Genomic DNA, 18189 nt, shown 5'->3' on the forward strand with positions numbered 1-18189 from the left:
ATGTCTTTCCTGTCCTCATCAACAGACGGCGCGCTTGTGGTCTTCTCCGGCGGGCAGGATTCGGCGACCTGTCTCGCCTGGGCGCTTGATCGGTTTCCCCGCGTGGAGACGCTGGGATTCGACTACGGCCAACGTCACGCTGTTGAGCTGACCTGCCGCGAGACGCTGCGTGACGGCATGGCGGCCCTTCGAGGCGACTGGAAGGAGCGGCTCGGCCCGGACCATACGCTGGAACTCGATGCGCTCGGAAAAGTATCGGATACGGCGCTGACCCGTGAGACTGAAATCCGGATGACGGAAACAGGTCTGCCCAGCACGTTCGTCCCCGGTCGGAATCTGATTTTCCTGAGCTTTGCCGCCGCGCTCGCCTATCGGCGCGGGCTGCGTCACATTGTCACAGGCGTCTGCGAGACCGACTATTCAGGTTATCCCGACTGTCGGGATGATACGATCAAGGCGCTTCAGGTGGCGCTGAATCTCGGAATGGATTCGCGCTTCGTCCTGCATACGCCGCTGATGTGGATCGACAAGGCGCAGACATGGCGGCTGGCCGAAACGCTTGGTGGTGAACCGCTGGTGACACTTATCAATCAGGAAAGCCATAGCTGCTATCTCGGGACACGCGGCAGGCTTCATGCATGGGGGCATGGATGCGGTACCTGCCCGGCCTGTGAGTTGCGCAAGGCGGGCTGGACTGCGTACGAGGCGCTGCATCAGGCCACGCACAGCGGAAATGACAGACATGGTTGATCTGATCTTCACCCGACGTTTTTCGATGGGGCATCGGCTGATTCACGGTGCGAGCGAAAGCTGCGCCCTGCCGCATGGTCATAACGAGTTTGTCACCGTGCGTCTTGAGCCGACAGGTCTGAAGCCGCTGGATGGTGTGTCGAACATGCCGGTCTCGTTCCAGCGGGCCAAAAGCGGCTGGCACAGGTTTGTTGACGAGAGACTGGATCATGCCCTGCAACTGGCGGAGGATGATCCGTTGCTGGCGTGGTTTCGCGTCCATGAGCCGGCGAGAGCCGGGCGGATCATCGTGACGCCGGGTGATCCGACCACCGAGATGATGGCCTGTCTGCTGAAGGCCAAGCTGGATGCCATGCTTGCCGCCGATGGAGCCATTCTGCGCTGCACGACAATGACATTGCAGGAAACGCCGACCAACACGGTGGAGTTCTCCGGTGACCCGCTGCCCATGCTTCCCATACCTCGCCCCGCCGATCAGTGCTGGTGGCGGCGGCCCGACATGAGCATTGCGGACTGAATGCTCCGGAAGCGGGAACTGTAAATGACAGGTCTTACCAACCCGGGAAAAGATTGACGCTTGTGAGGGCGTTTTCCAGGGCTGCCCCACACCCCGCCAAAGGCTGACAGCCTTTGGAAACCGTTTTATTATCAATAAATCGGGGTGCAAGCGGAGCCCGCGCTGAACTTTCAATATGTCACGGCCAAGGCGAGTTAGAGCAACATCTGATCAGACGGAATCGTATGGTCGGATAAAGTTGCTCGATAAACAATGAGTTAGAGCGGTATCCGTGATCCAGTCTGAACGGATACCGCTCTAACATAAAAGTCTGGCGAAGCTTTTTCCGGAACGCTTCGGTGAGATGGTAAGCCTGAAAAAGGCGGTGGCGCGGACACACCTGAAGTCTTCTTGCGAACAGGTGTGTCCGCCCGATCACGATCTGCTCTGGCCCGTCACTCCAAACGGATGTGGGCTTTGGAACTCAGTCCGTCTCGTTTTTCAGAACGGTACAGGGCTGAGTCAGTTTTGCTGGTCGGTCCTGCGCCATGCAGAGGCGACGCGCATCAGGACCACACATCTCGATCGCGTTCTCATAGTCCGATTCGAGCACGTCCTTGGCGACCGTGAGATCGGCGGAACTGGATCTTTCCTCGGCAGCGGAGATCTTCGCCTGCGTGTCGCGCAGTTCCTTCATGGCGTTGATGCATGCTTCGCTGGCCTGCTCCGGGTCTGCCTGCAATACGGCGAGTTCCTTGCGGAGCTGTTCATTCGCAACCGAGCTTTCCGCTGCAGATGTCAGCGTTTCATCCGCCATCGCGGGTGTGGCGAACCATAAGGCTGTCAGAGTCAAAAGAGACAGGGCAGTCTTCACGTACAAGCCTTTCATCGGGCCTTTCATTCAGGCCTGACCGGTAGCGGTGCCGAACTCTATCGGCAGGATACGACGGAGAAAAGGCCCGTTACCGCTGATGTGTAAAGATCAGGCAAATCCTTTCTCCGCCTTTCCCCTGTGGACAAGTAGAGTGCGCCGCGTAACCGCACCGTTATGGTCCGGCTCTTTCGAACAATTTCCCTATTTTTATCTGTTTCATTTTATTTCAGGAGATTTCATGTCGAGTCTTTCCCGTCGTTCACTGCTTCGTGCCGGTCTTCTCGCCAGCGGCGCAGGCGCAATGGCTTCCCTGACCGCCTGCACGGTGACGTCTTCCGATGGCAACACAACCTACAGCGTCAATGTCACCAAGGTTCTTTCCATCATCAGCAGCATTGAATCCGGTCTGACGCAGATGGTGAATTCCACCACGGTCAGCAGTATTATCGGCGCCGATAATGCGACGAAGATCACAGATGCAATCACCAAGGTCAGCACAGTGACCGCTGAAGTGGCAGCGACCGCCGCTTCCACAGTGACGCTGACAGTCGCCAAAAACTGGATCGCGACGGCCGAAAGCGCCGCCTCGGCCGCCGTAACCATCCTGCAGGCGTTTCAGTCGGTGCTTCCGGCCTCGGTCGTCGCCATGGTTCAGGCGGTCTCCGCGTTGCTTCCGGCGCTCGAAGCGGTGATCGGCAGCGTGTCCACGACGCGGAAGGCGACGCTTTCTCCGTCTGAAGCCCAGACCATCATCGCTCGTGGTCTTCAGACCAACTGATGCCAGTGGTCCTGTGGAATGATTGTTGTGCCCGCACCCATAAGGGACTGCGGGCCTTTTGACGGGGGAGCGGGGCAGTGCCCCGTAAATCCCGCCCGACAGAAAAGTCAGGCGGAAAGTTTCCCCGGTAAAGAGACTGCTTTTTTCCATCCGTTCAGATTAAAGCGGTCTGAACGGGTGAATGAACCTTGTTCCCGGCCTGTCGGGCAGTGTCCGGGAACAAGGCTCGACGGCATAGTGCGATCATGTCGATAGCGCGTCACGCATGATCTGGTCTCTCCAGAACCGGTCCGGTATCAGTTTCCTCATCAGAAGCCGGAAACACCCCTGACGATGCCAGCCGCGCCCCTTTCTTCAGCCTCCCTACCCGGACATGTCTGGTTCGATGTCGAGGATCTGTTTGAATATGGCCGCACCAACACACGCCCTAGCGGCATCCAGCGGGTTGCTTTCGAAATCCAGCGGGCCATGTGCTCGCTGCCGGGCATGCAGAAACGGGTCGGTTTTCTGAGGCACAGTCTGGACGGGCGTCGGTTCGTCATTGTGTCGCATGAGGAAGTCGAGGCGCTTTACGAACGTCTTACCGCACAGGCGGGGCAGGGTGACGGGCTGGTCTGCCACGGCAGTTCCGGAGAAAATCCGGCTCCCTCCCGCCTCAGGCGCGTCGCCCTGCAACTGCCTGTCGCGGTGCGTGTGCCCTTGGGACAACTGGTCGCTCATCAGAGCGCAGTTCTGCGGGATCTGTCCGCGTTGGTGCGGGGAGGGCTTGCCACCTTCCGTCAGGCCAGACGGCAGAGAGACGCCGGTCCCCGACAGCTTTTCCTGCCTGCATCGCACGATAGCATTCTGGCGCTGGGCGCGCCGTGGGCGCATCCCGATTACGGCGTGCTCATCAACCATTACCGACATCGTTACGGCGTGACATTCGGGTTGCTGGTGCATGACATCATCCCATTGCTTTATCCGGAATGGTGTCCTGCGGGTCTGCCCCGCGTTTTTCGGCGCTGGCTGGCCTCCACACTGCCGGCCTGCGATCAGGTGTTTTCAGTCTCTCAAGCCACGCGGAACGATCTTGAAAGGCTGTTTCCCGGTGTCACAGCCCGTTCGATCCGGATGGGCACCATGAAAACCGCCGGATCGAAAACAGACGACGCTCCGCTTGCCATGAACCGTCCCTATGTCCTGTCCGTGGGGACATTGGAGGTCCGCAAGAATCACCTGCTCCTCTTCCGTCTCTGGCGACGGCTGCTGACCGAGCACAGGGGGGAGGACATCCCCCAGCTTGTTCTTGTCGGATCGCCGGGATGGCTGGCGGAAGACCTGATGGGACAGCTCAGAAACAGCGATTTTCTGGACGGGTATGTCACGCTCATTCTGCGCCCTTCTGACACGCGGCTCGATACGCTTTACCGGAACGCGCTGTTTACGATCGTGCCGTCCTTCTACGAAGGCTGGGGACTGCCCGTGTCGGAAAGCCTCATACGCGGCAAGGTGTGTCTGGCGTCCGATCGCGGAGCGCTGGTGGAAGCGGGCCAAGGGCTGGCCGTGCATTTTGACCCGGACAATCTCAACGATGCTCTGGAAAAGATCAGGCCGCTTCTGTTCGGAGCCGACACGCTTGCCGAGATGACGCAGCGGGTTGAAGCAGACTTCAGGCCAACAGCGTGGAATTGCGCGGCGCAGGAGATGCTTCAGACGCTCTGCGCCACGACAGAAGACATCGCCCCCATAAAGTAAAAAGCACGGCTTTTCTTGCCCCCGGCAGCGGCTGGGGCTACGAATGCTTCATGATTCGTCTTATCCTGCTTGTCCCCTTTCTTCTGGCCCTGATCCTGTTTGCCGCGAGCAATCAGGAGTCCTCGCAGATGTGGTTCCTGACCTATAGCTGGTCCTCATCCGTCGGCGTGCTGGCCCTGCTGATCGCCTTTGGCGGCCTGCTGCTTGGCGCGTTCGGCGTCTGGGTCAGCGAACTGGGGCAGCGTCGCCGGGCCAGAAAGGCCGAAGTGCGTAACAGGGAGTTGGAAACAACCGTCGCCAGCCAGACGGCGGAGCTTGAGCGTCTACAGACGCAGATCCGTCTTGCCGCCGTAACCAACGCTGCCCCGCCGATTACAACGACAATCACACCGATTACACCTCCATCCCCTTCGGCGGTCTGAAGCATGACGCAGCGTCGCACACGGCTGATCGCCGCTCTTGATACGCGTGACTCCGGACAGGCCGAGGCATGGGCAGCCTCGGTCTCTCCTCATGCGGACGCCATCAAGCTGGGGTTGGAATTCGCCTACGCCGCCGGATTCGACGCCGTTGAGCGCGTCGCTGCCGGACGTGACCTGTTTCTCGACCTGAAGCTGCACGATATTCCCAACACGGTGGGGGCCGCCATCGGCAGTCTGAGCCGCATCAAACCGGCGATGCTGACCATTCATGCAGGCGGTGGCGGCGCGATGGTCGCAACCGCCCGCAGGGCCTGCGATGACAGCTTCCCGGAGGGCCGGAAGCCGATCCTGCTGGCGGTCACGGTGCTGACCAGCCTCGACGATCACGGTCTCGCCGAGATGGGCATACAGGACGGTGCAAAGGCGCAGGTGCTTCGTCTGGCTGAACTGGCGCTCCGCAATGGCGCGGACGGGCTGGTCTGTTCCGCTCATGAACTGACGGCGCTGCGGGCGGAATTTGGCGACAAGCCGGTGCTGGTGACGCCCGGTATCCGACCACATGGCGCCGCTGTCGGTGACCAGAAGCGCGTCATGACTCCCACCGAAGCACGCACGGCTGGCGCTGACTGGATTGTTGTCGGGCGTCCGATCACCGGCGCGGCAGACCCGGCCGCAGCCGCTACGGCCATAGCGGCAGAACTCTCGACATAAGGTTCCTTCGTGCATGGCTGTGGGCGTCAAGATTTGTGGGCTGACTGAAGAGCGTGGGCTGGATGCGTGTCTGGAATATGGGGCGGACTGGATCGGGCTCAACTTCTTCGCGAAGTCGCCCCGCCATGTCACCCCGATGCGCGCTGCGGAACTCGCACGGCGTGTTGACGGCTCCCGTTCGGTCTGCGTCGGTCTGTTCGTCGAACCTACGGACGAAGAGGTTACGGCAGTGCTCGACGCCGTGCCGCTCGATGTGCTTCAGCTCTACACCACGGCGGAGCGGGCGCTCTCGCTTGCACGCCGGTCCGGCAAGGAAGTCTGGCTTTCATGTCCTGTGTCGAACCGTGCGGACCTGCCGGTTCAATGCGACGTTCAGCGTCTGGTCATCGAATCCCGCGCTCCGAAAGACGCCGGTCGTCCCGGTGGGAACGGACTGACATTGCCTTGGGACGTGACGGCTGGGTGGACCGCGCCAGTACCGTGGATTCTTGCGGGCGGTTTGACGCCGGAGAATGTCGGGCAGGCTGTCCGGGTGAGCGGCGCGCCTGCGGTGGATGTGGCGTCCGGTGTGGAAAGCGAGCCGGGAATCAAGGACCCGACGGCCATAAAACAGTTTATCGAGCGGGCGCGATCAGCCCGGATGGCCTGAAACGCATTTTCCCCCTTGAGTCTCCGGCAGATGCTGGTATGAAACGCTCCGTGCGCTGGAGAGATGGCCGAGCGGCTTAAGGCGCACGCTTGGAAAGCGTGTGTGCGTTAATAGCGTACCGTGGGTTCGAATCCCACTCTCTCCGCCAAACACCGCTGATTGCCCTCTATGGTGCGATATAGCCGCCGATGGCCGTAGGCCGCCGGGTAGATGGTGAGGCGCTGATTTTGCTCTACAGCCTGATGATTGTTGTTAGAAGCGACGGCAGCTTCCGACTCCATTGCGGTTGCGAATGGATCAATTCTCAAATCCTGAAAGCAGTCATTGAGCCTGCGTTGCGACAAGAGCGGCTCTGTGTCCATTCCGCTCATTCGTCAACCCTTGGCGATATACCAAAGGCCGGAATGCTGGGCGTTAACAGTTCAAGCTGCACGCAAGCGGGCATAAAAATTAACTAGATAGTAAGTCGAGCCTGCGGAAAGTACATCGAAACGGGCGTGTCGACCTCTACACCCGCCTCTAATGCCCGACGAGCTTGGCTCGCTATTTCGGATTTGTACAATTCTACATTCGGCAATAGAGTGTAAATGTCTCGATTGTCGATCGTCACGGTGCGCATCTGATTAATGTCAAACGGGATAGGATCTCCGTGTCGAATAATCTGAACGATGGGGAGTCGAATCGCGTGTCTCAAAGCTAGTTCGTAAAATACATTGGCATTTGAGAATGACAAATCCGCAACCACCAAGCGAGATCGAAACAGGTATTCGATAATCTGCCTTGTGATCATGCCTGGTTTGTCGATTTGGTCAGCGCGAATAACTTTCAGACCAACTGTCTGTATAGCTGGCTCAACAATATTCTCGAGAAACAAATTGGAATGCTTTCGTTGATCGGAGTCCGTAGAGCCGATCGCGGTAATATAGAAGCACGTGCTTTCAAAAGCCGCTTGTTCTTGGGTCATAAGATTTTGACCATCAACGATGGCGGGCGGTATGCTCGAACTAGCGGATGTGGGTAAAGTTCCTGGCAGAGTATCCAGTAGGTGCTCGACGGTTACCACCCGATCAGCACCTGACAAATTCTGCAGAAGCCCCACAAATTTAAGGTTCACGATAAAGGTGTCGACGCCCTCTTCTAGATGATCTGGATCGGTACCAGCTTCCTTCATGGAGTCGATCAAAGCTGCCCGGGGAGGGAGCTTCGCATTTGTGAACTTGTCGTATAGCGCTTGGAAGGGAGCTATGTCTGAAATCGCCAATTTGGCCTTCAGGCGTGCCGCTTCGCGAGGGCTGGTATTGTCATCGCAGACTTTTTTGCCATCGAGGGTCAACTCAAGTTGCTCGCTTGCGTAGCTACCTTTGACCAAACCGTATTTGCTGGCATTGGTCACCAACATACGGCTGGTACTGCTGTCTGGTGTCCGCTGGAGATGATCAAAAAGCGTCAGACGGCGGACTGGAGTGCCACTCCCCAAATTGTAAATTTCTTTGGCAAACGTTAAAGCTTCGTCGAAAGGGCCAGCCGGAAAAGGCCGTGCCGACCTAGCTCGCTTAGGTTTGTTTGGGCTTGAAGCTGTCGTGGGCGACTCTTTAAGATCAGGTGCAGGAGCGGCAGGAGTTTTTTTGCGCCCGCGCATGTTCTTCTTAGTAATTGGATTTGCTGCGCTTTTTTCTTCATCTTCAGCCATCTCTGCCCCCAAGCAATATGGGCGTAAATGTGACGGCTGCCTAAACCGAAAGTCAATACGGCTTGGTGGTTACCTATCCATTTCGAGAGGCTTTTCTTCTCGTGGGAATAACAGGCTGACCGCTGATAACAGCGATTATCGCCGTAATATCGTCGATTCCTAACTGTTCTTTCGTCGTGTCGATTACGACCCACATGAACAAGCGTTCGGGGCTTAGATCGTAAAGACCGTCTCATACGAATAAGTCGTCATAATGCGTAACTAAAAATAGACGATCTTTATCCGGGACGTAGGTTCACGATGTCACCATCGCGCAAATTGACTCTTTCCGGCACGGCATACAATCTGTGTGCCTGCTTGTATGTTTTTTCACAGTCCGGGACCGGATAGCTCCGAAAAACTGGCTGTTTACTGCGGGTGTGTGAAAGTGAAAGGGTTTCCCACTTTCTCCGCCAGCTTATCATCTTCCCATGAGAGAATCAGCTGATTATAAAATCAGTATTGGATCCCGGCTTTCCCGTCAGGGAAGGTTCAGGCAGTTCCTCATCAATAGAAGCTATCATCGTTCTTTTTTAAAAAAGAACTGGAAATGGCGCCTCAATGTCTGTTCCGGTCTGTCCAGAAGTGCATAACACTCTGCGGTTTTGAATGGAAACTCAGGGGAGCGCCGTATGACAGGCTCGTCGTCCAAGGACAGGGAGAGCGACGGAAGCAGACAGGACTGGTTCGACAACCGCCTGCCTGTCAGGCGCTTTATCGCCGCTCAGTTCCGTTCTTTCCCGATGCCGCGTTCGGCCAATATGCTGTGGACCGTGGGGGCCATGCTGTCGGTGGTTCTCGTTCTGATGCTGTTATCCGGTCTCGTGCTGGCCATGAACTATACGCCGACGGCGGCGGGAGCATTTGCGTCCATCGAGGCGATCGAGCGTCGTGTCCCGTCCGGCTGGCTGATGCGGTCGATGCATATGGCGGGTGCGAGCCTGTTTCTTGGCGCGCTTTATTTGCATCTGTTTCGTGGCCTGTATTACGGTTCCTACAAGAAACCGCGTGAGCTGGTGTGGCTGCTTGGTCTCGTGCTGCTGGTGATGACCATGATCACCGCCTTCGCCGGGTATGTCCTGCCGTGGGGGCAGATGTCTTACTGGGGGGCGGATATTGCCGGGAAGGCGCTGGCCTCCATTCCCGGTATCGGTCCGTTTGCGGAACGCGTGTTTCTCGATGGGAACCAGCCCGGCGACGGCACGCTGCACCATCTTTTCGTGCTGCATTTCACGCTGGCGTTTGCGATTGTCGCCGTGGTCGGTCTGCATGTGGCGAGTGTGCATGTCGCAGGTTCCGGAAACCCGAGCGGCGTTGAGCCGGACCAGAATGGAAATCTGCCCTTTTCACCTTATTTCGCGATCAAGGACGCCTTCGGGGTAGCGGTATTCGCAATCGTGCTGGCCGCAGTGATGTTCCTGTTTCCGGATCTTGTGACGGAAGCGGCGAATTATCGTCCTGCCAATCCTCTTCGCACACCGACAAATATTGAGCCTGAGTGGTATTTTCTGCCTTTTTACGGAATGCTTCAGGCTATTCCCTTCAAGTTCGGAGGTCTTCTGGCGGCTGTCGGGGCCGTGGCGGTGTTGTTCCTTGTGCCGTGGCTCGATACGTCTTCTGTGCGATCCGCGCGGCAAAGACCGCTTATCCGCCTGTCCATGATCCTTCTTGTGGCGTCGTTTATGGCGCTGGGTCTGGCCGGAAAACACCATATGGAGGGGCACTGGCTGGTGATCGGACGCTGCGCGACGGTATTCTATTTTTTCCATTTCCTCGTGGTGCTGCCGTTTGTGTCCCGACGTGAAAATGCGGCTTCGGAGGACGCAGCGTGAGGGTGAAACCTGTTCTTCCTGTCCTCGCTATCGCGCTTTTCAGTGCGTCGCCCATGCAGGCGCAGACACCTCCTGATCACGATCATGCGCCGCCTCAGCACTGGAGTTTTGAGGGACCTCTGGGCAATTTCGATCTTGCCGCCGTGCAGCGTGGGTATGTGGTTTACGAGCAGGTCTGCTCCTCATGCCACGGCATGAAGCACGTTCAGTTCAGGGATCTGGAGGGTATGGGCCTTGATGCCGAGGCCATAAAATCCGTTGCGTCCGGCTACCAGATTCAGGACGGTCGGGATCTGTCCGGCATGCTGAAATATCGTCGCGGTCTGCCGGACGACACGTTTCCGACACCGGTAAAACCGGCTGGCGTTCCGAAAGGTATCCTGCCGCCGGACCAGTCCCGGCTGACTGTGGTCTATCCGGGTGGTCCGGACAGGGTTTACGCGCTGATCACCGGTTATGGTCCTGCCCCGGCGGGCGTGGCGGTCTCGTCCGGTCAGTTTTACAACCGTTTTGCACAGGGGCGGCAGATCGCCATGAGGCCGCCGTTGCGGGACGGCGGAGTCCATTACGCCGACGGCACGCCCGCCACGGTCGAACAGGAAGCACGCGACGTCACGACGTTTCTGGCGTGGGTCGCGCAGCCGCATCTGGTCGCCCGTCATCGTACCGGTGTGCGCGTGCTTGTCTATCTGCTATGTCTCGCGCTTCTGCTTTTTGTGTTGAAACGGAGAATCTGGTCCAATGTCGAATAATTCCGCGCCTGAGGTCAAACCGGTTATCGGCATTATCGGCGGATCAGGGCTGTATGACATCGCCGGTCTGGAGAACAAGGAATGGCGGCGCGTTGACACCCCCTGGGGCGCTCCGTCTGACGAGCTGCTGTTTGGAACGCTCGACGGCATCCGCTGCGTGTTTCTGCCCCGTCACGGTCGCGGCCATCCGATCCCGCCGTCGCGCCTGAACTATCGCGCCAACATTGCGGCGATGAAGATTGCCGGTGTGACCGACATCATCTCCCTGTCGGCTGTTGGCTCCCTGCGTGAGGATCTGCCACCGGGTCATTTCGTGATCGTGGACCAGTTCATTGATCGCAGCTTTGCCCGCGAGAAAAGCTTCTTCGATACGGGCTGTGTGGCGCATGTCTCCGTCGCGGACCCGGTCTGCCCGCGTATCGGTGACGTGGCGGAAGCAAAGCTGAAAGACCTGAACATTCCTCATACCCGTGGCGGCACCTATCTGGTGATGGAGGGGCCGCAGTTCTCCACCCGCGCCGAGAGCGAGCTGTATCGGAGCTGGGGCTGCGCCGTGATCGGCATGACCAACATGCCGGAAGCCAAGCTCGCCCGTGAAGCCGAGATCTGCTACGCGACGGTTGCGATGGTGACTGACTATGACTGCTGGCATCAGGATCATGACAGCGTCACGGTCGATGCGGTGGTGCGTGTCATGCAGCAGAACGCCGACCATGCCCGCTCGCTTGTCAGGGCGATGATTCCGGCGCTCGGGCAGCCGCGTGGTCTGTGCCCCGCCGGTTGTGACCGGGCACTGGAACATGCGCTGATCACAGCGCCGGAGCGTAGGGAGCCAGCCTTGCTGAGCAAGCTGGAAGTGATCGCGGGACGCGTGCTCAGCGGCCAGTAATCAGCAGCTCCGGTAATTTATAAAAGTTCTCGAATGTCGCTTTTTCAAGAAAAGGCGACATTCGAAGCTTCTGAAGAAAAGCTTCACCAGCTTCTCCATTATGTTCCGATCATCTTTCTCGACAGAGACCCCGGCTCCTCGGTGGGGCTGGGACACGTATCGTTCTCCGCATGCTCAACAGTGGAGAACCCAACAGCATGACTCAGCGCAGACTGGGCAAGAAGCCCGCGCGTCTGGACCCGCGAACCTACCGTCTTTCCGCTCCTCTCAGCTTTCGCCTGCCCGTTCCTCCACCAGTGGTGAACTGGGCTCCGGACGTTGACTGGCCGATGTGGCGCAATGATCGTCTTGGCTGCTGCACGCAGGCGTCTGTCGCATCCGCCATCCGGACATGGACCGGTTCCGCCCTTACGCCGATTATTCTCAGCGATGAGGAAGTTGTCGCCAATTACAGCGCAGAGTCCGGATATGTTGAAAATGATCCAATGACGGATCGGGGCGCGGTCGAGGTTGAGGTTCTGTCCCGCTGGCGCCGTGAAGGATATGAACGGCCGGGTCAGACACGCGATTATCTGACGGCTTTTGGTTATATCAACCCGAAAGACACGCAGTCCGTTCACCGCGCCATCGCCATGCTTGGAGGGCTGTATATCGGCCTGACCCTGCCCCAGTATGCCTGCGTCGGCAACGATGACTGGATCATCGCCCCCGCCGCCGATAACAGCATCGCGGGCGGCCATGCCGTGTGGCTGCATGGGTATGATTCCGACTGGCTCTATCTCAATACATGGGGTGGGGCGCGCCGTATGTCATATGATTTTTTCACGACGCGCTGTGATGAAGCCTATGGTCTGATTTCCCGTCAGAACTGGACGGGTCTGAAAGGCGTTTCCCCGGAAAACGAAACGGTGGATGCACTCGTCGAGGAACTGAAGGCATCGATCGCTTAAAGGTGCAGCCCCGAAAATATTCATGATTGTCAGCGGGGGTGTTTCGCAACCGGCATTCTGCGCGGGACGTTATTCCTCGCCGCCGGCAATGATCTGCAAACGGGACGGTGAGGGGACGGTGATCTCGTGGCCAGTGCCTGTTGCGATCAGACCTTCCCGTCTCAGGCCGCTGATCGTCCGGCTTACGGTCTCCACGGTCAGCCCCAGAAAATCGGCGATGTCCGCGCGTGTCATGGGGAAATGGAGTCTGGCGTTTTGCGGAATGTCATCACCGTAAAGCTCGGCGATCTGGCTGTGAAGAAAGCTGGCCACTCTCTCTCGGGCGGTCTTGCGTCCGAGAAGCAGCATCTGGTCCTGCGCGGCGACCAGTTCGTTGGCGGCTTCGTTACGCAGGCGCCGTTCCAGACGAGGGAATTCGTCGATCAGGGTTTCAAGCCGTTCGCGTGAGAAGCGGCAGAGACGGACCTGATCAATGGCTTCAGCGCCGAACGCGTACCGGTCCGATGCGGCAAGTCCGAGGAAGTGACCGATACTTACGAACCCCGTGATCTGCCTGCGTCCGTCGGGAAGTGATTTGAAGAGCTTTACCGTGCCGGAGGTGATGTTGAAGAACTCGCCAGCGGGAGAGCCTTCTTCTATGAACTCTCGTCCCGGCGGGATTGTCACGCGCACGGCTGCCTGTGCGAGCTGGGCCAGTTCATCATCATTCAGGGCGCTGCAAATGCCATGCGCCCTGACTTCACACACAGAGCAGGCCTGACACCCGTCCATTCCGGCGATGACGATTCGCCGCGGGGCTGACTGACTGTTTCCGGCTGTCAGGGCAGATACTGACATGATGTGTCTTTCTCTCCTGCCGGATGCGGCATTCTGTTGTCTGAAGCTCGGCCTTCTCTAGCGCGAATGGGTGCGGATCACACCCCCTGAGATCGGGTGACAGCCTTGATTTAAATCATTGTGAAAATGATACGACGTCTGACGCTGACAAACCTGAACCTGTCCGCGCAAGAGAAGAGGCGTGTTGGCGCGGTATTCCCGGCGTTGTAACGCAGCGCTCCTTTTGGCCCCGTCAAGGCGGCGGCCTGTTAACCTGCGGATCAGACTCTCTCCGGTATAAACAGACGTATCCATTGCGCTGTCTGGCCAGAGACGAGAAAAAACATCTATTTTACAGCATATTGCGTGATGTCATGGGTGATAGGTAGAGCTGCCTTCAGGCGGAAGGCCAGTCGTCCGGTCCCTCCGGTCGCTGAGGTGTCTTGCCTTACGCTGTGAGAGCACTGGCAGGCTGAATATCTGGATACCGAGTGTTGCCGGATTTTCCGTTATGCATTCCGGACCGGGCTGATCGCTTTACTGTTGCAGAAAGAACTCACCCTTGCGGAAGTTGTGACGAATTGATTCAGATCAACGCCGTTAATACTCGGGGTATGGTTTCAGCGGCGCATATTACAGTTTGATAAGAGTAACGTCCCATGATGAAGACCGGATCCTTTCTGGCCACCACGGTGCTGGCCGCCAGCGCACTCTGCGGCACGGCCCACGCTCAGACAGTTGCCGTGCCTCCGGCCGGCGCTTCCGCCTATGTCAACGCACCCGTGGCAGCTCCGGTCGCGGCTCCGGTTGATCGTAGCGGTCACTGCGGCATCTTCGAGACCTGCTCCAGCACAAAGATCGGTCTTGGCAGGGGCGATTTCATGGTGCGTCTGTCCGGCGTCGGCATCCTGCCGCAGGACCGTGACAGCAAGGTCAGCCTGAACGGTCAGCATCTGCCGGGCGCGCACATCTCCACGACAAATCAGGCGATGCCTGAGCTGACTCTCGAATACTTCTTCACTGACAATCTTTCGCTGGACCTGATCGCTACCAGCACCCGTCATGAGGTTGCCGGTCACGGTGGCGCTCTGGGCGCGAAGACGGACGTCGGTTCCGCATGGGTGCTGCCGCCGACCCTGACGGTCGCCTGGCATTTCCGTCCGCATAAGCGCTTCAACCCTTATGTCGGTCTCGGCGCCAACCTGACCTGGTTCCACAGCATGCACGGCGCTGACGGCCTGAAGCTGAATTCCGGCTTTACCGGTGGCCCGTCGGTCAATGCCGGTTTCGACTACCAGATCGTCGGCAACTGGTTCTTCAATGCTGACGTAAAGCAGGTCTTCATGCGTATGCACGCATGGGCGCAGAACTCGGCTGAGACCGTCCGTATCCGCGCTCACGAGTCCCTCGACCCGACCGTGGTTTCGGCTGGTATCGCTTACCGCTTCTGATCCTTGCGCACTGCTCCATCATTCCGGTTCGCCGGTGGTGATGGAGCGGGTTGCATGGAATTGGTCCGCGCCAAACAGTTTGTGAGATTGGCGCGTGTCCGGAATATCCGGTCGATCACATCGAGCAGTGTTCCCGCGTGTGATCCGCACGACAGTCCCGTCCCGAGGGCATCGTACCCCGGATTCGGGCTGCTTCTCGTGGCTCAAAGCCACAGCCCGTCCGGTAAGGCAGCCGCATGTTGCGCGGAACTTTGCCCGTGATATTTCAAAAACAGTTCGATAGGCCCCAAGACGTTCTGGGGCGGGCTTTGCTCCCCGAATTTTCAGAGAGCATGTTTCTGACAAACAGAGAGAGCCAGCCCTATTCAGCCGGTGTCGTGGTCTCTTCATGTGCGGCAGACACGGCAACGCCCGGTCGGAGCGTGACCATGATCGGTCTGTGATCAGACGCGAAAACCGGCAGCACCTCGGCATTTTCGCAAACCGCGCCCCTGATCAGGCAGCGGTCGATCCGGATCGGGACCAGATCAACCATCCTGTGAGTGGGCGCGCGCGGGCCGACATCCGAGAAGCCCGGCACCAGTGTTGGTCCAACCAGATTGAAATCCCCCAGAATGGCGGCGGGAGCTGGAAGAATGGCGGAGAGACGCCGAAGCTGCCGCCGGTTCATGATCTGCCCGTGTGACAGGTGGACGTTGGCGACCGTGAGGGAAGGCAGGCGAATGATCTGCGCGATGCGCCTCACGATCATGCCGGATGGTATTACGCAGGTGCGGGGCGCACGGGAAAAAGGCGTGCGGCTCCAGCAGGCAACACCGTGAATCCGGCCGGGCAGCGGAGAGCGGGCGTAATATCCGCCCACCAGATCGGGAAGCTGGTCGATTTCCTGCGTTGCTTCCTGCATCAGAAGCAGGTCGGGCTTTTCCCGCTCCAGAAGGGTCAGTACGTCCCGGATGCTGGCTCCGACACTGTGCAGCAGATTCCAGCTGATGATCCTGATCTCGGCATCGCCTTGTCCGGTGATGGTCGTTGCAATCCTGCCGCGCAGACGGGGGCGGCGACGCATCCGTTTGAGAAGGGGTTTCAGCTTGGGCGCGGCCATCATGTCTCCGATGTCTTGCGGTCTTGTGGCAGGTCAGCGACGCGACCGGCGGCGAATTCAACGATCAGGATATAGCCGACCGCAAGCAGGACCGGACCGAGAAAGATGCCGAGTCCGCCGAACGCCAGCACACCGCCGATCACCCCGATGAGTGTCAGCAGGTAGGGGAGTTGTGCGCCGCGCGCGATGAAGATCGGGCGAATGATATGATCCGCGCCGGAAATCAGGATGATCCCGTAAAGCGCCAGAAAGATGCCGCGCCAGAGATGCTCGGACATGGCCAGCCAGACGGCGGCCGGAACCCAGACCAGTGGCGCGCCGATCGGGAGCACGGAAAGAAACGCGGCCAGAGTGCCGAAAAGAACGGGCTCGGGGACGTGGACGATGGAAAAGCCGACACCCGTCAGCATGCCCTGCACGATCGCCGTGCCGAGCAGGCCATACACGGTTCCCCTGACGGTTCCGCCGACAATGCGCAGGATGCGGTCCGCGTGGCGACCGGCGACGCGGCCGATCAACTGACGGATGGTGCGCCCCAGGGAATCGCCGCTCAGCCAGAAGAAGAAGGCGATGAACAGGGCCATCGCCAGATGCAGGCCGCCGTTCGCCAACTGCATGAGAATGGAAATGAAGGACTGGGCGATATCGCCGGCATAGGGGCGCAGACTCTGCCCGATATGGCTGAGATCCTTGCCCGCCTGATCCCATGCATGCGTGGCCTCGGCGCCTGCAAGGGGGAGCCTGCTGAGCCATGCCGGGACCGGGGGCAGACGCAGATTGGGCAGGAACGTGTCTGTCAGGTCGGACAGGACCTGCGGTGCGTCGGCCAGACCTTTGGAGGTGATGCCTGCAATGGGCACGACGATGCAGATCGTGCTGAGCACGGTCATGCAGATGGCGGCCGTTACCGGACCGACATAGCGTCTCAGTCTGAGCAGGATGGGCCAGGTCACGAAGGTCAGGATGGCGGCCCACAGAATGGCGGAGAGAAAGGGCGCGGTGACGACCACGCACCCGTAGGCCACGCCGAGTATCAGCAGCCCGGAAATGAGTCGTTCAGCGTTCATGACGCCCGAATCCTGCGTTTCGTTGCTCGGTTTCGCAGGATCGCCTGCGCGCACGTCTTTTCCGGGATGAAAAGCCGAGGATTTTGGAAACACATTCTGCGATGTCTGTCACGCTTCGAATGTGTGGTGGCTCAGGCGCGGAGGCACAAAATTGCGCCAGGCCCGCCTTACAATCGCCCGATTCATTCGTTCAGCGTCACAATTTTATCATATCGCAAATTATAGACACTTTACACCCCGTAATATTAACGTATTATTGACGAATAATCCTATCCAGAAACAGTGTCTCAAGGAATGACGAAATGGCTGCTGTGACAATGCGTCTGAGCGAAATCGGACAGCAGCTGCGTGCTTTTCGTCTTGAATCGGGTATGAGGGCGGACGAAATCGCCGCCCGCCTCGGTGTGTCCCGTGCCGCTCTCTACAGGTACGAGAAGGGCGAGGTGATCAAACTCGACACGGTTCAGAGACTGGCCGAGCTGCTTAAAGTTTCACCACTCACGCTTCTCGGGATCGGCGTGGAATATTACAGTCGTCCCCTCAGCTTCTTCGAGCGTGTGCGGCAGGTTGAGGAGGAGGCCGACCAGATCCTCCAGATCAGTGATCCGGTGGCCTATCTGGTGACCTCCCCCGAGTATGATTCCATCCTGAACCGCGCGATTGCGGAGCAGGTGGAAAACAAACAGCTGATTGAGCAGTATCAGGAGATTTTCACGGCACGGCGGGAGAGCTACCGCCTCCGCCGTCCGACGATGATCACCATGCTGAGCGAACAGTCGATCGAGCGTTTTCTGCAGCGCGGCGTGGGCGAGGCGATCACCATGTCGGATGAACTGCGTAACGAGGCGCGCAAGGTGGCGGCGATGGAAATCGGTCGTATTGCCGAACTGATCGAAGCCGAGCCGATCGGTCTTCAGTTCAGCCTGCTCGCGGACGTGGAAAGCACGACCAACTGCATCCTGATGCGGGGCCGCGAGCGAATGATGCTGGCGATCAACCCGTTCCGCTGCGACATGTCTCCTGCCGCGACGACCGGCGTGTCGCTCGTGACCAGCGCTCCGGAAGCGGTCAACGCCCATCAGCGGGTGATCGAAGTACTCTGGGCGGAATCCTGCAAGGGCAGGCAGGCGGCGGAACGTCTGCGCTCCCTGCTTGCACAGCACGCCATCCAGTGATTCACTCCT

The 18189-nt window shown here is 58.7% G+C and carries 18 protein-coding genes and 1 tRNA gene; 14 read left to right on the plus strand and 5 right to left on the minus strand.

Going from position 1 to position 18189, the window contains the following annotated elements; all coding sequences use genetic code 11:
• Together queC and LKE90_RS15825 are read left to right on the plus strand one after the other, a co-directional pair.
• A complete protein-coding gene (gene queC / locus LKE90_RS15820) occupies positions 1 to 750 on the plus strand; it encodes a 7-cyano-7-deazaguanine synthase QueC (RefSeq protein WP_291491349.1) in 750 nt (249 codons plus the stop codon).
• Positions 743 to 1267, plus strand: a complete 525-nt coding sequence (locus LKE90_RS15825; protein WP_291491348.1) for a 6-pyruvoyl trahydropterin synthase family protein — start codon at positions 743 to 745, stop codon at positions 1265 to 1267. The genes queC and LKE90_RS15825 overlap by 8 nt, the downstream gene beginning before the upstream one ends.
• 463 nt (positions 1268 to 1730) lie before the next feature.
• On the opposite strand, the gene LKE90_RS15830 is transcribed toward LKE90_RS15825, so the two are convergent.
• A complete protein-coding gene (locus tag LKE90_RS15830; protein WP_291491347.1) occupies positions 1731 to 2135 on the minus strand; it encodes a hypothetical protein in 405 nt (134 codons plus the stop codon).
• Between the two features lie 223 nt (positions 2136 to 2358).
• On the opposite strand from LKE90_RS15830, the gene LKE90_RS15835 reads away from it, so the two are divergent.
• The 6 genes from LKE90_RS15835 to LKE90_RS15860 all read left to right on the plus strand — a co-directional run bounded on the left by LKE90_RS15835 (position 2359) and on the right by LKE90_RS15860 (position 6565).
• Entirely contained in the window at positions 2359 to 2898 is a 540-nt protein-coding gene (locus LKE90_RS15835) for a hypothetical protein (protein ID WP_291491346.1), read from the plus strand.
• 333 nt (positions 2899 to 3231) lie between these two features.
• Complete coding sequence (locus tag LKE90_RS15840; RefSeq protein ID WP_291491345.1) at positions 3232 to 4635, plus strand: glycosyltransferase; 1404 nt, start codon at positions 3232 to 3234, stop codon at positions 4633 to 4635.
• A gap of 50 nt (positions 4636 to 4685) precedes the next feature.
• A complete protein-coding gene (locus LKE90_RS15845; protein ID WP_291491344.1) occupies positions 4686 to 5057 on the plus strand; it encodes a LapA family protein in 372 nt (123 codons plus the stop codon).
• 3 nt (positions 5058 to 5060) lie between these two features.
• Complete coding sequence (gene pyrF, locus LKE90_RS15850) at positions 5061 to 5768, plus strand: orotidine-5'-phosphate decarboxylase (RefSeq protein ID WP_291491343.1); 708 nt, start codon at positions 5061 to 5063, stop codon at positions 5766 to 5768.
• Positions 5769 to 5781: 13 nt separating this feature from the next.
• The gene (locus LKE90_RS15855; protein ID WP_291491342.1) at positions 5782 to 6417 is read left to right on the plus strand and encodes a phosphoribosylanthranilate isomerase; all 636 of its coding nucleotides are present in this window, start codon (positions 5782 to 5784) and stop codon (positions 6415 to 6417) included.
• Positions 6418 to 6474: 57 nt separating this feature from the next.
• Positions 6475 to 6565 (plus strand) — tRNA-Ser (locus LKE90_RS15860).
• A gap of 306 nt (positions 6566 to 6871) precedes the next feature.
• Here LKE90_RS15860 and LKE90_RS15865 read toward each other — a convergent pair.
• Complete coding sequence (locus tag LKE90_RS15865) at positions 6872 to 8107, minus strand: hypothetical protein (RefSeq protein WP_291491340.1); 1236 nt, start codon at positions 8105 to 8107, stop codon at positions 6872 to 6874.
• Positions 8108 to 8778: 671 nt separating this feature from the next.
• Between LKE90_RS15865 and LKE90_RS15870 the strand changes: the two genes are divergently transcribed.
• The 4 genes from LKE90_RS15870 (at position 8779) to LKE90_RS15885 (ending at position 12569) form a co-directional block, all read left to right on the plus strand.
• A complete protein-coding gene (locus LKE90_RS15870; protein ID WP_291491339.1) occupies positions 8779 to 9978 on the plus strand; it encodes a cytochrome b in 1200 nt (399 codons plus the stop codon).
• 53 nt (positions 9979 to 10031) lie between these two features.
• Positions 10032 to 10730: a cytochrome c1 gene (locus LKE90_RS15875; protein ID WP_407066046.1), complete on the plus strand. Its 699-nt coding sequence runs from the start codon at positions 10032 to 10034 to the stop codon at positions 10728 to 10730.
• Positions 10720 to 11619 (plus strand): S-methyl-5'-thioadenosine phosphorylase, encoded by a 900-nt coding sequence (locus tag LKE90_RS15880; protein WP_291491337.1) that lies wholly within the window; start codon positions 10720 to 10722, stop codon positions 11617 to 11619. Before LKE90_RS15875 ends, LKE90_RS15880 begins: the two co-directional genes overlap by 11 nt.
• 197 nt (positions 11620 to 11816) lie before the next feature.
• Positions 11817 to 12569 (plus strand): hypothetical protein, encoded by a 753-nt coding sequence (locus LKE90_RS15885; RefSeq protein WP_291491336.1) that lies wholly within the window; start codon positions 11817 to 11819, stop codon positions 12567 to 12569.
• 69 nt (positions 12570 to 12638) lie between these two features.
• Here LKE90_RS15885 and LKE90_RS15890 read toward each other — a convergent pair whose 3' ends face one another.
• Entirely contained in the window at positions 12639 to 13406 is a 768-nt protein-coding gene (locus LKE90_RS15890; protein ID WP_291491335.1) for a Crp/Fnr family transcriptional regulator, read from the minus strand.
• A 638-nt stretch (positions 13407 to 14044) separates the two neighbouring features.
• Between LKE90_RS15890 and LKE90_RS15895 the strand changes: the two genes are divergently transcribed.
• The gene (locus tag LKE90_RS15895; protein ID WP_291491334.1) at positions 14045 to 14836 is read left to right on the plus strand and encodes an OmpW/AlkL family protein; all 792 of its coding nucleotides are present in this window, start codon (positions 14045 to 14047) and stop codon (positions 14834 to 14836) included.
• Between the two features lie 361 nt (positions 14837 to 15197).
• On the opposite strand, the gene LKE90_RS15900 is transcribed toward LKE90_RS15895, so the two are convergent.
• Together LKE90_RS15900 and LKE90_RS15905 are read right to left on the minus strand one after the other, a co-directional pair.
• The gene (locus tag LKE90_RS15900; RefSeq protein WP_291491333.1) at positions 15198 to 15941 is read right to left on the minus strand and encodes an endonuclease/exonuclease/phosphatase family protein; all 744 of its coding nucleotides are present in this window, start codon (positions 15939 to 15941) and stop codon (positions 15198 to 15200) included.
• Entirely contained in the window at positions 15938 to 17005 is a 1068-nt protein-coding gene (locus tag LKE90_RS15905; protein WP_291491331.1) for an AI-2E family transporter, read from the minus strand. Before LKE90_RS15905 ends, LKE90_RS15900 begins: the two co-directional genes overlap by 4 nt.
• A gap of 302 nt (positions 17006 to 17307) precedes the next feature.
• On the opposite strand from LKE90_RS15905, the gene LKE90_RS15910 reads away from it, so the two are divergent.
• Positions 17308 to 18180 (plus strand): helix-turn-helix domain-containing protein, encoded by an 873-nt coding sequence (locus LKE90_RS15910; protein ID WP_291491330.1) that lies wholly within the window; start codon positions 17308 to 17310, stop codon positions 18178 to 18180.
• Positions 18181 to 18189: the final 9 nt, after the last annotated feature.

Source organism: Acetobacter sp. (assembly GCF_022483985.1).
GTDB lineage: Bacteria > Pseudomonadota > Alphaproteobacteria > Acetobacterales > Acetobacteraceae > Acetobacter.